Annotated in this window: 13 protein-coding genes; 8 read left to right on the top strand and 5 right to left on the bottom strand. The window is 73.2% G+C overall.

Going from position 1 to position 13,324, the window contains the following annotated elements; genetic code table 11:
* Window positions 1-98 precede the first annotated feature (98 nt).
* From E0504_RS12985 to E0504_RS12995, 3 genes are all read right to left on the bottom strand, one after another.
* Window positions 99-830, bottom strand: a complete 732-nt coding sequence (locus E0504_RS12985; protein WP_112104795.1) for a tyrosine-protein phosphatase — start codon at window positions 828-830, stop codon at window positions 99-101.
* 109 nt (window positions 831-939) lie between these two features.
* Window positions 940-1,953: an SOS response-associated peptidase gene (locus tag E0504_RS12990; protein ID WP_131624614.1), complete on the bottom strand. Its 1,014-nt coding sequence runs from the start codon at window positions 1,951-1,953 to the stop codon at window positions 940-942.
* A gap of 129 nt (window positions 1,954-2,082) precedes the next feature.
* Window positions 2,083-2,838 carry a M50 family metallopeptidase gene (locus E0504_RS12995; RefSeq protein WP_112105607.1) on the bottom strand — a complete coding sequence of 252 codons (756 nt, stop codon included), beginning with the start codon at window positions 2,836-2,838 and terminating at the stop codon, window positions 2,083-2,085.
* A 230-nt stretch (window positions 2,839-3,068) separates the two neighbouring features.
* Here E0504_RS12995 and E0504_RS13000 point away from each other — a divergent pair, with 230 nt between their 5' ends.
* The 4 genes from E0504_RS13000 to E0504_RS13015 all read left to right on the top strand — a co-directional run bounded on the left by E0504_RS13000 (window position 3,069) and on the right by E0504_RS13015 (window position 6,470).
* Entirely contained in the window at window positions 3,069-3,791 is a 723-nt protein-coding gene (locus E0504_RS13000; RefSeq protein ID WP_112105603.1) for a 1-acyl-sn-glycerol-3-phosphate acyltransferase, read from the top strand.
* 59 nt (window positions 3,792-3,850) lie between these two features.
* Window positions 3,851-4,939, top strand: a complete 1,089-nt coding sequence (gene add, locus E0504_RS13005) for an adenosine deaminase (protein WP_112105602.1) — start codon at window positions 3,851-3,853, stop codon at window positions 4,937-4,939.
* A gap of 142 nt (window positions 4,940-5,081) precedes the next feature.
* Window positions 5,082-5,711, top strand: coding sequence for a hypothetical protein (locus E0504_RS13010; RefSeq protein ID WP_112105601.1), 630 nt, complete (start codon window positions 5,082-5,084; stop codon window positions 5,709-5,711).
* An 87-nt stretch (window positions 5,712-5,798) separates the two neighbouring features.
* Window positions 5,799-6,470, top strand: coding sequence for a hypothetical protein (locus tag E0504_RS13015; protein ID WP_131624616.1), 672 nt, complete (start codon window positions 5,799-5,801; stop codon window positions 6,468-6,470).
* A gap of 40 nt (window positions 6,471-6,510) precedes the next feature.
* Here E0504_RS13015 and E0504_RS13020 read toward each other — a convergent pair whose 3' ends face one another.
* Together E0504_RS13020 and E0504_RS13025 are read right to left on the bottom strand one after the other, a co-directional pair.
* Entirely contained in the window at window positions 6,511-7,893 is a 1,383-nt protein-coding gene (locus E0504_RS13020) for a cation:proton antiporter (protein ID WP_020459795.1), read from the bottom strand.
* 182 nt (window positions 7,894-8,075) lie between these two features.
* Window positions 8,076-9,338, bottom strand: a complete 1,263-nt coding sequence (locus E0504_RS13025) for an alkane 1-monooxygenase (protein ID WP_112105599.1) — start codon at window positions 9,336-9,338, stop codon at window positions 8,076-8,078.
* A gap of 174 nt (window positions 9,339-9,512) precedes the next feature.
* Between E0504_RS13025 and E0504_RS13030 the strand changes: the two genes are divergently transcribed.
* The 4 genes from E0504_RS13030 (at window position 9,513) to E0504_RS13045 (ending at window position 13,246) form a co-directional block, all read left to right on the top strand.
* A complete protein-coding gene (locus tag E0504_RS13030) occupies window positions 9,513-9,905 on the top strand; it encodes a hypothetical protein (protein WP_243657494.1) in 393 nt (130 codons plus the stop codon).
* A gap of 57 nt (window positions 9,906-9,962) precedes the next feature.
* Window positions 9,963-10,883, top strand: coding sequence for an AEC family transporter (locus E0504_RS13035; RefSeq protein WP_112105597.1), 921 nt, complete (start codon window positions 9,963-9,965; stop codon window positions 10,881-10,883).
* A gap of 240 nt (window positions 10,884-11,123) precedes the next feature.
* Window positions 11,124-12,035, top strand: a complete 912-nt coding sequence (locus E0504_RS13040; protein WP_112105596.1) for a 3-hydroxybutyryl-CoA dehydrogenase — start codon at window positions 11,124-11,126, stop codon at window positions 12,033-12,035.
* Between the two features lie 47 nt (window positions 12,036-12,082).
* Window positions 12,083-13,246 carry an acyl-CoA dehydrogenase family protein gene (locus E0504_RS13045; RefSeq protein WP_112105595.1) on the top strand — a complete coding sequence of 388 codons (1,164 nt, stop codon included), beginning with the start codon at window positions 12,083-12,085 and terminating at the stop codon, window positions 13,244-13,246.
* Window positions 13,247-13,324 lie beyond the last annotated feature (78 nt).

Below are 13,324 nucleotides of genomic sequence, written 5' to 3' on the forward strand. Positions count from 1 at the left end.
GCCGGACTCCCCGGCCAGCCACCGAGGCCAGGACCGTGATGCGCTCGCCGAGCGACGGCAGATGCCCTCCCCGAGCGACGGCAATGGTCGCCCCGGACTCAGCCCAGGATGCGCTTGCGCCAGAGTTCGACGGCCTCGGGCCGGGCGCCGCGGTCGAGGAACCAGCCCTCCGGGCCCTGCGGGTGCCCGTCGATGATGGTCAGCACCTGCTCGACGGCGGCCACCGAGACCTTGGTGACCTCCTTGTCGACGACCCGGCCGTCGGGGAGGATCGCGTGCCCTCGCAGGCGGCGCAGCACGCCCGGCATGTTCTCGCCGGTAACCAGGTAGTCGGCGACCACCTGCTCCGGGACGACACCGGCCAGGCGCAGGAGGAGGGCGACGACCACGCCCGTGCGGTCCTTGCCGGCCGCGCAGTGCACCAGGAGCGGACCGGGGGCCTCCGCCGCCAGGTCGAGGATCTCCACCAGCCGGGGTGTCGCGATGTCGAGCATCGCGGCGTACAGCGTGCGCAGGCCGCCCGCGAGCGCGTCCGGCGGCAGGGAGTCGCTGACCCGGCCGGTCTCCTCGCCGAGCAGGGGCATCACGTGGATCTCCGAGCCGATCAGCGACAGCGGGTGCGGGGAGCTCCCCCGCTCGACCGCGGAGCGCAGGTCGACCACGGTCGGCGGGGGCCAGGTGAACTCCGCCGCCGGCCGGGCGTCCTCGACCCGGTGCATCTCGCTGCGGTACAGCACGCCCGTGTTGGTGACGCGGCCGTCCGCGGTGGTCATGCCGCCGACGTCGCGCAGGTTGGCGAGCCGTTCCGTGGCGAGATCTTCTGTTCCCATCCGATGTCCTCCCGAGAGCGCGGTGCACGCAGGGTCCCGGCTGCCTCCGTCGGGCGGGTGGCCGGGCCGGGCGGGCCAGACCAGGCCAGGTCAGGCCCTGGCCTCGGTGTCATCGCCGCGCGTGCGGACCCACGCCATCCTCGCCGAAGAGGCCGACCTCATGCGGGGCGATTACCCCCACACCGGGCGGCGGCTCGGCGACGGAGGTCGGCCCGGCGACGGACGCTGACTTGGCGACGGGCGTCGCTCGCCCGGCCCGCCGGGCCCGGGACGGGCCGGCGGTGGCCGGCGGACCGGCAGCGGCGGCTGCCTCCTCCGGGTCGACGTCGACGGGGTCGACGAGGTGACGGCCGGTGTTGCGGACGCTGCCGACCTCGGGTGAGACCGGGTGCGCGGCGAACACCCCGGCCGGAGCGGGCCGCAGGATCCCGGCGAGCGCCTCGGGATCCCGCAGCGTCGGGTCGATCCACCGGGACCAGGCCGGGCGCGGCACCACGACGGGTGACCGGTCGTGGATGAACTCGGTGCCCGCGGCCGCGTCGGTGGTGAGGATCGTGAACGTGGTCAGCGGCTGCTCGCCCTTCGACCAGACCTCGTAGAGCCCGGCGAAGGCGAACAGGCCGTCGGCCCCCGGGTGGCCGGCCGGATGGATGTAGTAGGGCTGGCCGCGGCGCGAGCCGCCGGGCCGCCGCCACTCGTAGAAGCCGGTGGCGGGAACGAGGCACCGGCGGGCGGCGAACGCAGCGCGAAACGCCGGCTTGGACGCGACCGACTCGGCGCGGGCGTTGATCAGGCGGCTGCCGATCGCCGGGTCCTTCGCCCAGAACGGGACCAGACCCCAGGTGGCCAGCCGCAGGACCCGCCCACCGCCCGCGGCCCGCGGCCCGCCGCCCCCGCCTGTCTCACCAACCTCGCCGCTTTCGCCGGCCCCCCCGGTGCCAACGCCAGCCGCCGGCTCACCGTGCCCGGTGCCGCCCGGCGGCCGACGCGCGACGACGATCGGCATCACCGTGGTCGGGGCGACGTTGTAGCTCTCCGTCACCCGGCCGCCCGTCTCGTCCGCCGCGGACATCGCCGCGGCGAGATCGTCGGCGCTCAGAGTCTGGGTATACCTGCCGCACATGTCTGAGCAGTCTTCCAGCTCCCACCGACACTTCCGGCCAACCAGCACCGGCCCCCGCCGACGGGCGATCAGAAGGGCCGTCCACGAAGGCCGTCCAGGAAGACCGGCCAGGAAGGGTCGCCGGGAGGATCAGACGACGAGCGCGGCCGCCGCGGTCGCCAGGCAGCCCAGCGAGAGCAGTCCGAACGCGCCGACCCAGAAGGCACCCGGCAGTCCGGTGAGGCGGGCGAGCTGGTCCGGGTCGGAGTCCCGGGCGCGCCGCTGCCGCCGCTGCCGCTGGACCTCGATGATCGGCCGCACCGCCCCGAGCAGCAGGAACCAGGTCGCGTAGGCGGCGAAGCCGGCCTGGACGTCGTCCGCCGCGAACCACGAGATCCCGAGCACGACGACGGTGCTGACCAGCACCGACACGACACCGAAGGCGTTGCGGACGACCACCAGCATGACCAGCAGCAGCGCGACGAGGATCTGCAGGAGCAGGCTGATCCGCCCGGTGGCGAGCAGGCCGGAGGCGCCCAGTCCGAGCAGCGACGGCGTCGTGTAGCCGGCGGCGACGGTCAGGATGACCCCGGGCCCGGTCGGCCGGCCCGAGGACACCGTGACGCCGGAGGTGTCGGAGTGCAGGCGCACCCCGGCCAGGCGGCGGCCGGTGGCGACCGCGGCGAGGGCGTGCCCGCCCTCGTGCGCGATCGTCACGACGTGACGGGCGGTCGGCCAGGTGCGGCCGCTCGCCACAGTGAGCAGCGCGACGACCCCCGTGAGGACGAGGATCCAGTGCGCGGGGGCCGGCTGCGCGTCGAGGCTCCGGCTCAGCAGATCGGACGTGGCTGCCCCTCTCCTCGTCGCCGGTGGATTGTCGCCGGCGGACGGACGGTACGCCGCCACGATCGTCCCGCATGAGCCGCCCGGGTCCAACGCCCCGGTATGGCATCGTCCGTCGGCTCGCCGACAGCACGGAGCCGGGCGGGGCGCGGCCGGACGGGGCATCCGGTAAATGCACGACTCGCGCCGCCCCGTGGCGCACGATGGGTCCGCGCACGCCGGGTGGCGGGCGGCGGGCGGCGGACCGCGAGGCACCGATCTGACGGCATACCGATCTGGGGAGGATTCGCGGCATGGCGGAGTACGTGTACCGACCGGTCATCCATACGGCGCTGGGGCTCTTCCGCGCGTTGCGCCTGCGGCTGGACATACGTGGCGAGGAGAACGTGCCGGCCGGCGGCGGGGCCATCGTGCTGATCAACCACGTCTCCTACCTGGACTTCGCGCTCGCCGGGGTTCCCTTCTGGCACGCGCGGCGGCGCATGGTCCGGTTCATGGCCAAGAAGCAGGTGTTCGACCACCGCGTCAGCGGGCCGCTGATGCGTGGGATGCACCACATCCCGGTCGACCGGGCGGCCGGGGCCGGCTCGCTGATCGCGGCGGTGCGCGCGCTGCGCGAGGGCGAGCTCGTCGGGGTGTTCCCCGAGGCCACGATCAGCCCGAGCTACTGCCTGGCGCCGTTCAAGTCGGGCGCCGCCCGGATCGCCGCCGAGGCCGAGGTGCCGGTGATCCCCCTGGTGCTCTGGGGCAGCCAGCGGATCCTGACCAAGGGCCGCCCCCGCAACCTGCGCGCGGCTGTCGGCACGCCGGTCTCGATCACGGTCGGCAAGCCCATCCCGTACTCGGAGCTGCCGGATGCCCGGACCGGCACCGCGCTGCTGGAGCTCCGGATGGGCGAGCTGCTCGACGACGCGCAGCGCCGCTACCCCGCGCCCCCGCCGGGTGAGTCCCCCTGGTGGCTGCCCGCCCATCTCGGCGGATCGGCGCCCGAGCCCCCCGCCCGTCCCGCCGGCTGACCCGCGGCCGGCTGCGGAAGAATCGTGGACGGACCCGCAGCACGGACCGGAGGACAGACGTGAGCGACCCCGTGACCGGTCAGGTCACCGACGAGGTGACGGACGAGCAGTTCGTGGACGGGCTGCCCAAGGTGGAGCTGCACGTCCACCTGGAGGGCTCGATGCTGCCGGCGACCCTGCTGCGGCTCGCCCGCCGCCACGGCGTCGACCATCTGCCGACCGACCTGGACGCCCTGCGGGCCTACTACGAGTTCCGCGACTTCGACCACTTCATCGAGGTCTACCTGGCCGCCGTCCAGGTCCTGCGGGACGAGGAGGACTTCCGCCTGCTCGCCCGGGAGACCGCGCTCGGGCTGGCCGCGCAGCGGGTGCGCTACGCGGAGATCACCTTCACGCCCTTCCTGCACGTCCAGCGCGGCATCGACCCCGCGGTCGTGTTCGCCGGTGTGGAGGCGGGCCGGCTCGACGCGGAGCGCGAGGCCGGCATCCAGGTGCGCTGGATCACCGACATCCCCGGCCTGCCGGGGACGGACAACGTCACCTCCGGGGAGCGCACCCTGGAGCTGGCCCTGGCCCACGGCGGGGACGGCGTGATCGCGCTGGGCCTGGGCGGGCCCGAGATCGGGGTGCCGCGGCCCCAGTTCGGCCCGGTCTTCACCGCGGCACGGGACGCCGGCCTGCACTGCGTCCCGCACGCGGGCGAGACGACCGGGCCCCGGACCATCTGGGACTCGCTCGAGTACCTGCACGCGGAGCGGATCGGGCACGGGACCAGCGCGCTGGGCGACCCGGCGCTGGTCGAGCACCTGCGCCGGCACCGCATCCCGCTGGAGGTCTCCCCCACCTCGAACCTGTGCACCGGGGCCGTAGCCAGCTACGGGGTGCACCCGCTGCCGGAGATGATCGCGCAGGGCCTCCAGGTGAACCTGAACAGCGACGACCCGCCCATGTTCAACACGACGCTGCGCGCGGAGTACCTGCACGCGCTGCGCTCGCTCGGGCTCTCCCGGCAGCAGGTGTTCGACGTGGCCGCCGCGGCGGTGGAGCACTCCTTCCTGCCGGCGGACGGCAAGGAGCGGCTGCGGGCCGAGTTCACCGCGGCCGCGGCGGATCTCGGCGTCCGTCCCGCGGCCCCCGCGGGGAGCTGAGCAGGCCCCGCCGGGGCCTGGCACGCGCTGGCGGAACCCGGACAGGCGTTGCGGGAACGGGCGTCCCGCGTTTATGGGGTGGGCCCACGGGTACCGCAGCCGACGTCGTTGGTGATCAGCCGATTCGTACGGAGGTCACGCCGTGTCGGCGCTGGGATGGTTCCTGCTGGTCCTCGTTCTCGTAATCCTGGGCGTGGTCCTCGTTGGCGTGCTCGGGGGTGCCCGGCTGGCCCCGGGCGGTTCCGGCCGGGCGCTGCGCAGTCGTTTCGGGCCGGAGTACGACCGTGCGGTGGAACACAGCGGCGGGGATCGCCGCGCGGCCGAACGCAGGCTCGCCGAGGTGGCCCGGCGGCGCGACGAGCTTGACCTCCAGCCGCTCGACGAGCCCGCCCGCGCCGGGTATCTCACCCGCTGGGACGCCGTCCAGGCGCGGTTCGTCGACGACCCCGCCGGCTCCGCCCGCCAGGCGGACCGGCTCGTCGTCGAGGTGATGCGCGCCCGGGGCTACCCGGAGTCGACCTTTGACGAGCGGGCCGACCTGATCTCCGCCGAGCGGCCCGAGCTGGTCGCCCCCTACCGGGACGCGCACGCCCACGCCGAGGCCCCGGCGGGCGGCCCCGACACCGACGGCCCCGACACCGAGGAACTGCGCACCGCCCTGGTCCAGCTGCGCGGGCTCTTCGGATGGCTGGTCACCGGCGAGACTGAGCCGCGGGACCAGGACGCCCAGAGCTCCCCGGCCCTGGCCGGGCCCCCGCGGCAGCGCACCTGACCGCTCGGACGTCCCCCGCCGCCGGCAACGGCACCGGGCGGGCCTGGCGCACGACTCGGCCGAGACTCCAAGGCAGGAGGACCCGCAATGAACACATCCGACGCACGCGAGCCCGAGATGGCACCGCCGTCCGGGAAGCGGACCACCGACGGCGGCCCGTCCGCCCGTCCCGCCCCCGGCCCGGCCGGCGCGCCCACGGCCCAGGCGGACCGAACGGCCAGGGTGGACCAGGCGGACGACCGGGCTGCCCCTGCGGCTTCGGCGCTGCCGGGCACGGCGGCGGAGCCGGACGCCTCGGCGTACGCCCTGGTCGGCGACGAGCCGGGGTTCACCATCGGGACGAGCGGCCCCGCGGCACCGCCGGACGCCGTCCGGGACAAGCCGGGCGACGGTGATCCGGCCAGGGCCGGCCGCCCGACCCCTGCCGGCTCGGCACCTGGCGGCCCGGCATCAGCCGGCTCGGCGTCCGCTGGCCCGGCAGGTGCCGGGCCGACGGCCACCGAGGCCACCTCGTCCGGCGAGCCGGAAGGCGCGTGGCGGCAGGTCCTGATCGACTTCGTCGACCATCCCCGCCAGGCGGTCGAGAAGGCCGACCGGCTGGTGGACGAGGCGGTCCGGTCGCTGACCGACCGGATCAGCCGGGAGCACTCGGGGCTGCGCTCTGCCTGGCACGACCACGGTGAGCCGTCGACCGAGGACCTGCGCAAGGCGCTGCGCGGCTACCGGGAGTTCTTCGAGAAGATCCTCAGCTCCCGCTGACCCGCGGGTCAGCGGGCGCTGGCCGGGGGCTGGCCGGTCCTCAGGGGCGTTCGGCGTCGAGGCCGCGGGGCGCCCCGACGGAGCGGCCGGCCAGGTCGAGCTCGCGCAGCTGCTCCTCGGCGGTCTGCTCCACCCGGCGCATGGTCGCCCGCAGGATCGGCGGCGTCATGATCGACGTCACGACCGCCACCAGGACGATCACGGTGTACGTCGCGGTGGAGAGGACGCCGAGGCGCAGGCCCGTCCCGGCCACGACGATCTCGATGACGCCGCGGGCGTTCAGGCCCGCGCCCAGCGAGAGCGCCTCCCAGTGCCCCAGCCGGCTCGCGCGGGCACCGATGTAGGCACCGGCGAACTTGCCCAGGATCGCGAGTCCGAGGATCACGACGGCGGCGAGCGCCACCTCCGGCCGGGTCAGCGCGGTCAGGTCGATGCGCAGCCCGGCGGACGCGAAGAAGATCGGCGCGAGCACGCCCATGACCATCAGGCGGAGCGGTTCGAGCCGCCGGATGTCCAGAGTCGGCGTGGACCCGAGCAGGATGCCGGCGATGAACGCGCCGAGGATCGCCTCCAGTTTGAGAGCGTGCGTCCCGGCGGCCGCGGCGAGGATGAAGACGACCGCCACCGCGATACCGGAACCCGATCCGGTGCCGCCGGTGTCAGCCGTTTCAGCCGTTTCAGCGGACGGCCTGGCAAGGCCGCCGGCGGCGACGGCCAGCCGGGCGAGCGGGCGGCCGACAACGAACGCCGCGGCGACGACACCGATCACGCTGAGCACCGGCCACGCGATGTCGCCGCCGCGCACCCCCGTTGTCGCCATCGCGGAGACCACCGACAGCAACGACCAGCCGACCGCGTCGTCAACCGTGGCGGAGGCGAGGATGAGCTGGCCGACGTTGCGGTGCAGCAGCCGCATGTCGTGCAGGATCTTGGCCGCGACGGGGATCGCGCTGACCCCCATGGCCACCCCGAGGAACAGCGCGAACTCCCCGCGGTCGGCGCCGTCCGCCAGCAGCGACTCCGGCAGGAGCAGGCCCGCGCCGATCCCGAGCCCGACCGGCAGCACGAGGCCGGCGATGCTGATCCGCGCGGCGGTGGCTCCTCGCCGACGGACCATCCGCATGTCCATCTCGATGCCGGTGAGGCCCACCAGAAGGATCACGCCGATCTGCCCCAGCGCGTCGAGCAGGTGCATCTGGTCGGGCTCGGCGGGCAGCAGCCAACCCGAGAACTCGGACGCGACCGCCCCGAGCAGCGACGGGCCGACCACCACGCCCGCGAGCAGTTCGCCGACCACGGAGGGCAGCCCGAGTCGGATGGCGAGACGACCGAGCCCCAGCGCTAGGCACAACAGGACGGTCACCTGAAGAAGAAAAATGAGCAATGAATGATGGGACAACGAGGCCACCGGGGCCGCTGTCACGAATGACGTCTCCGTCGCGTTCACTGCGCCAGCCCTCGCCGCCACGTAGTCGTTTCAGCTCGCCGTCCACCGGGTGAATCAGGTGCGACGAGGTTAGCGCCCAGCCGAAGATCCCGGGCCCGACTGACAAGAATCGGGACCTCCGGGAAGGCGGTGATGGCTTTCGGTTCGGGCTTGCCGCTTCAGCCCGCCGAAACGCGATCGGGCAACGCATCGACCTCCGACGCAGCGGGCGCAACGGCCTGTGGCGAAGCGACCGCTGGCACGGCGGCCGCGGCGCCGCCCCCGCCATAGCGGGCGACGAGCCGCGCGCGCCGCGCGGGGTCGAGATTGGCCCGGGTCACGTCACCGCCGTAGTGCGCGGCGACCCTCGGATCCATGACTCGGAACCAGAACCGGGGGAACAGCGATGCGACGATCATCGAGCCGTATCCGGCGGGAAGCTGCGGAGCCGAGGCGAAGGACCGCAGCGACTGGTAGCGCACGGTGGGGTGCGCGTGATGATCGCTGTGCCGGGGCAGGTGGTACAGCGCGAGATTGCTGATGACGTCGTCGCTGTTCCAGCTGTGCCGTGGGTCGACCTTCTCGTACCGGCCGGCCGCGGTCCACTCCCGCGCCAGCCCGTAATGCTCGATGTAGTTGACCGACTCCAGCAGGGAGAAGCCGACGACCGCCTGCAGTACGAGGAAGGCGAGCACCGCCGGCCCGAACGCCACCGCGAGAACCCCGAACAGCACCGCCGTGTAGCACCAGGCGGAAAGCACCTCGTTGCGCGGTGACCAGGGCGAACGACCACGCAGACGCAGCCGGGCCGCCTCGAGCGCCCAGGCCGACCGCAGGCTGCCGACGACCGTGCGCGGCCAGAACCGCCAGAAGCTCTCCCCCATCCGGGCGCTGGCCGGATCCCGCGGCGTCGCGACGTGGACGTGATGGCCCCGGTTGTGCTCCACGTAGAAGTGCCCGTAGGCGGCGGGCGCCAGCATGGCCTTCGCGAGCCGGCGCTCGACCCGGGCGCGCTTGTGGCCCAGCTCGTGCGCGGTGTTGATACCGATCCCGGTGACCGTGCCGAGCGCGAGGACGACCGCCACCCGCTCGATCACCGACAGGTCGCCGCGCGTCCACGCCCAGCAGCCCATGAGCAGCGCGACACCGGCGAGCGGCAGATAGAGGTAGGTGCACCAGCGGTAGTAGCGGTCGGCGTCCAGCGCCTCGCGGGTTCCCTCCGGGGCGCCGACCGGGTCCTTCGGGGTCGTCGCGTCGAGTACGGGCAGCAGCACGAACACGAAGGCGGGTGTGAGCCACCAGGGCAGGCCCGAGCCGGTGCGGTGCCAGAGCCCGAACGAGACGATCGGCAGCAGCGGCGGCAGCAGCGCCGTCAGCCACATGTAACGCTTGCCGTCGCGCCAGGCGACCCCGCCCGGGCCGACGAGCACTGGCGCCGTCATCTGCCGCCCTCCCAGCCTGCCGGGCCCGCCTGCCCAGGACCCGGCCTCGTCCGCCCGAGCAGTGTCACATCCACCACCGACAGGAACAATCGACCCAGGTGGAAGGCACCCGGCAGCCACCGGCGGTTCACCGACCGGTCCCGCCGGGACACCCCGGCGGTGCAGACTGGCACCGTGAGGCCGCAGAGCGAACCGCCGTCCAGCCCGACGCCCGGACCGACGGCCGTGCCGGTGGGTGCCGTGCCGGAGGTGGCACGGCACGGGTCGATGACCGATGCTCCGCCGTGGATCGGCGGTGTCACGATCGGCACGCTGTTCCTCTCGGCGGCCGTCCTCATCACTTACACGCTCCTCCCACTGCCCGGGCAGGAGTCCCTCGGTGATCTGAACTACGTCGTCGCCGGGCTACTCTTCGCCGGCCACATCACCTTCACCCGCCTCTACCGCACCCGGCTGGCCCGCCCGGCCAGCGGAAGCTCGCCCCACCGGCCGGGCCACGACCCCGACGGAGCGGGCCCACCAGCCAAGCCAAGCCGACCGGAGCCCTCCGACGCCCCGGCCGAGTGACGCAGGCGACGCGTGCGAGGCGATTTCGGCCGGCCTGCGGGCTGAGACGATGCGTCGGTGTCCGCCCTGGTCGTCGTACTTGTCGGCCTTGTCGCCGGGGTGGTGGCGCAGCGCTCGTTCCAGCTCCCTGACGACGCCCCGCGGGCGCTCAACATCTGGCTGCTCGACGTCGCCCTGCCCGCGCTGACCCTGCACGTGCTGCACGGCGTGGAGATCCCGTCGAACGTCGCGATCGTTGTGGCCGCCCCGTACCTTCTGTTCGCCGTCACCGTGCTGATCTACCTGGCGGCGGCACGGCTGATGCGGCTGCCGCGGGAGGTCGTGGTCGCGCTGGTGGCCGCGACCGCGGTGGCGAACACCTCGTTCGTCGGCATCCCGATGGTCACGGCGTTCTTCGGCGAGCAGTGGGTACCCGTCGCGCTGCTCGCCGACCAGCTCGGCTCCTCCCTGCTGCTGAACACCGTCGTGCTGGTGCTGGTGACGGCCACCGCGGGTGCCGCGTCGACGCCGCTGGCGGTGGCCCGCAGGGCGTTGGCGCGTCCCTCGCTCATCGCCCTGGTGCTGGCGCTGGCGCTGCGCCCGGTGGGCTTCCCCGCCTGGCTGGACGAGGCCCTGGCCTCGATCGGGGCAACACTCACCCCGCTGGCCCTGTTCTCGGTGGGCCTGCAGCTGCGGCTGCCGGCCGTCCGCCGGTGGCGGCGTGAGCTGGCCCTGGGGCTGGTGGTGAAGCTGGCCGTGGCGCCGGTCGTGGTCCTGGGCTGCTACGCGCTCGCGGACGCGCTCACCGACCCGGACGTCCTCACCGACCCGAACGTCAGGGTGGCGTTGTTCGAGACCGCCATGCCGCCGATGGTCGCCGGGGCGATCATCGCCAACCGGCACGGCCTGGCGCCGCCGCTGCCGAGCCTGCTCGTCGGGGTGGGCGCTCCGCTGTCGGTGCTCACCCTCGCGGTCTGGTCACTCCTGCTACACCCGTAACACCAGATCACCGGATGGGCGCAAGCAACTACAAGGGCGTCCTATAGTTGGATAGGGGGACTATCCAGAGGTCGCAGCCGCCGCACGGGCAGACGAGACTCCTCCACGGGCGGCAGCACGCGGCGGTCGCCTGGAGGCGGCGTCGCCCCGAGACCGCTGTCCCCCGGGGACGGCGGTCCGCCGGGCGGCCGCACCGCGCACGGCGCCAGACACGAGCAGCACGAGAACGGAGGCGGCCACGTGGCCGAGACCCAGGCGGAGCAGGTACAGACCCCGAGCGAGAGCCCGGTGGCCGGCGAGATCCGGCGGATCGGCGTCGTCGGATGCGGTCTGATGGGCTCCGGAATCGCCGAGGCGTGCGCCCGGGCGGGACTCGACGTCCTGGTCCGGGAGGTCGACGCCGGCGCTGTCGAGGCCGGCCGCCGCCGGATCACCGCCTCACTGGACCGCGGCACCCGCAACGGCAAGCTCCAGGAGGCCGACCGGGACGCGGCGCTGGCCCGCCTGTCGTTCACCACCGACCTCGGCGACTTCGCCGACCGCCAGTTCACCGTCGAGGCCATCGCCGAGAACGAGCAGGCCAAGACCGAGATCTTCGCCGCCCTCGACAAGGTCGTCGCCGACGACTCCGCGATCTTCGCCTCGAACACGTCATCCATCCCGATCATGAAGCTCGGGATGGCCACCAACCGGCCGGACCAGGTCCTCGGCGTGCACTTCTTCAACCCGGTGCCGGTGATGCGGCTGGTGGAGCTCGTCCCGTCGCTGCTCACCTCGGAGCGGGCCCTCGCCCGCGCCCAGGAGTTCGTGACCACCGCGCTGCACAAGGAGGTCATCCGCTCGCAGGACCGCGCCGGTTTCGTGGTGAACGCGCTGCTCGTGCCCTACCTGCTCTCGGCCATCCGGATGCAGGAGTCCGGCTTCGCCTCCGCGGAGGACATCGACCTCGGCATGGTGCTCGGCTGCGCCCACCCGATGGGACCGCTGCGGCTGATCGACCTGATCGGGCTCGACACGGTGAAGGCCGTCGCCGAGTCGATGTACGAGGAGTTCAAGGAGCCGCTGTACTCGCCGCCGCCGCTGCTGCTGCGGATGGTGGACGCCGGCCTGCTCGGGAAGAAGACCGGGCGCGGCTTCCACAGCTACGCCTGAACCACCTGACCATCGCCAGGACCAGCTAGGACGAGGACGGCACGGACGTGGACCCGAACTTCGACACCTACCGGCTCACCGACACCCACGTCGCCGTGCGCGAGGCGGTGCGCGATCTCGCCGAGAAGGAGATCGCCCCGTTCGCCGCCGACGCCGACGAGAACGAGCGCTATCCCGTCGAGGCCCACAACGCGTTGGTCCGCTCCGGGTTCAGCGCCGTACACATCCCGGAGAGCTACGGCGGCCAGGGCGCCGACTCGGTGACGACCTGCATCGTCATCGAGGAGGTGGCCCGGGTCTGCGCCTCCTCGTCCCTCATTCCGGCGGTCAACAAGCTCGGCACCATGCCGATCCTGCTGTCCGGCTCGGAGGATCTGAAGAAGCTGGTCCTGCCCTCCATCGCCAGCGGGGAGGCGACCGCCTCCTACGCGCTCTCGGAACGGGAGGCCGGCTCCGACACCGCGTCCATGCGCACCCGGGCGCACCTCGACGGCGACCACTGGGTCCTCAACGGCACGAAGACCTGGATCACCAACGCCGGCGAGTCCCTCTGGTACACCGTCATGGCCGTGACCGACCCGAACGCGGCGAAGCCGGCCAACGGCATCTCGGCGTTCGTCGTCCGGGCCGACGACCCCGGCTTCGAGGTCGGCTCGAAGGAGCGCAAACTCGGTATCAAGGGCTCCCCCACCCGAGAGATCCACTTCGTCAACTGCACGATCCCCGCCTACCGCATCATCGGCGAGCCCGGCACCGGCCTGCGCACCGCCCTGGCCACCCTCGACCACACCCGGCCCACGATCGGCGCCCAGGCCGTCGGCATCGCCCAGGGCGCGCTGGACGCGGCGATCGGCTACGTCCGCGAGCGCCGCCAGTTCGGCCGCGCGATCGCCGACAACCAGGCCGTCCAGTTCATGCTCGCCGACATGGCGATGAAGATCGAGGCCGCCCGGCACATGGTGTACGTGGCCGCGGCCCGCGCCGAGCGCGGCGAGCCGAACCTCGGCTTCATCACGGCCGCGGCGAAGTGCTTCGCCTCGGACGTCGCCATGGAGGTGACCACCGACGCCGTCCAGCTCTTCGGCGGCGCCGGCTACACCCGCGACTTCCCGGTCGAGCGGATGATGCGCGACGCGAAGATCACCCAGATCTACGAGGGCACCAACCAGATCCAGCGCGTCGTCATGTCCCGCGCCCTGCTCAAGGGCTGACGAACCCGCGTTTCCCTGGCAGCGGCCATGATCCGGGCCACCCACCGATCAAGGGTAGGCGATCCGACTCCCCCGGCA

This window comes from Parafrankia sp. BMG5.11, assembly GCF_004337455.1.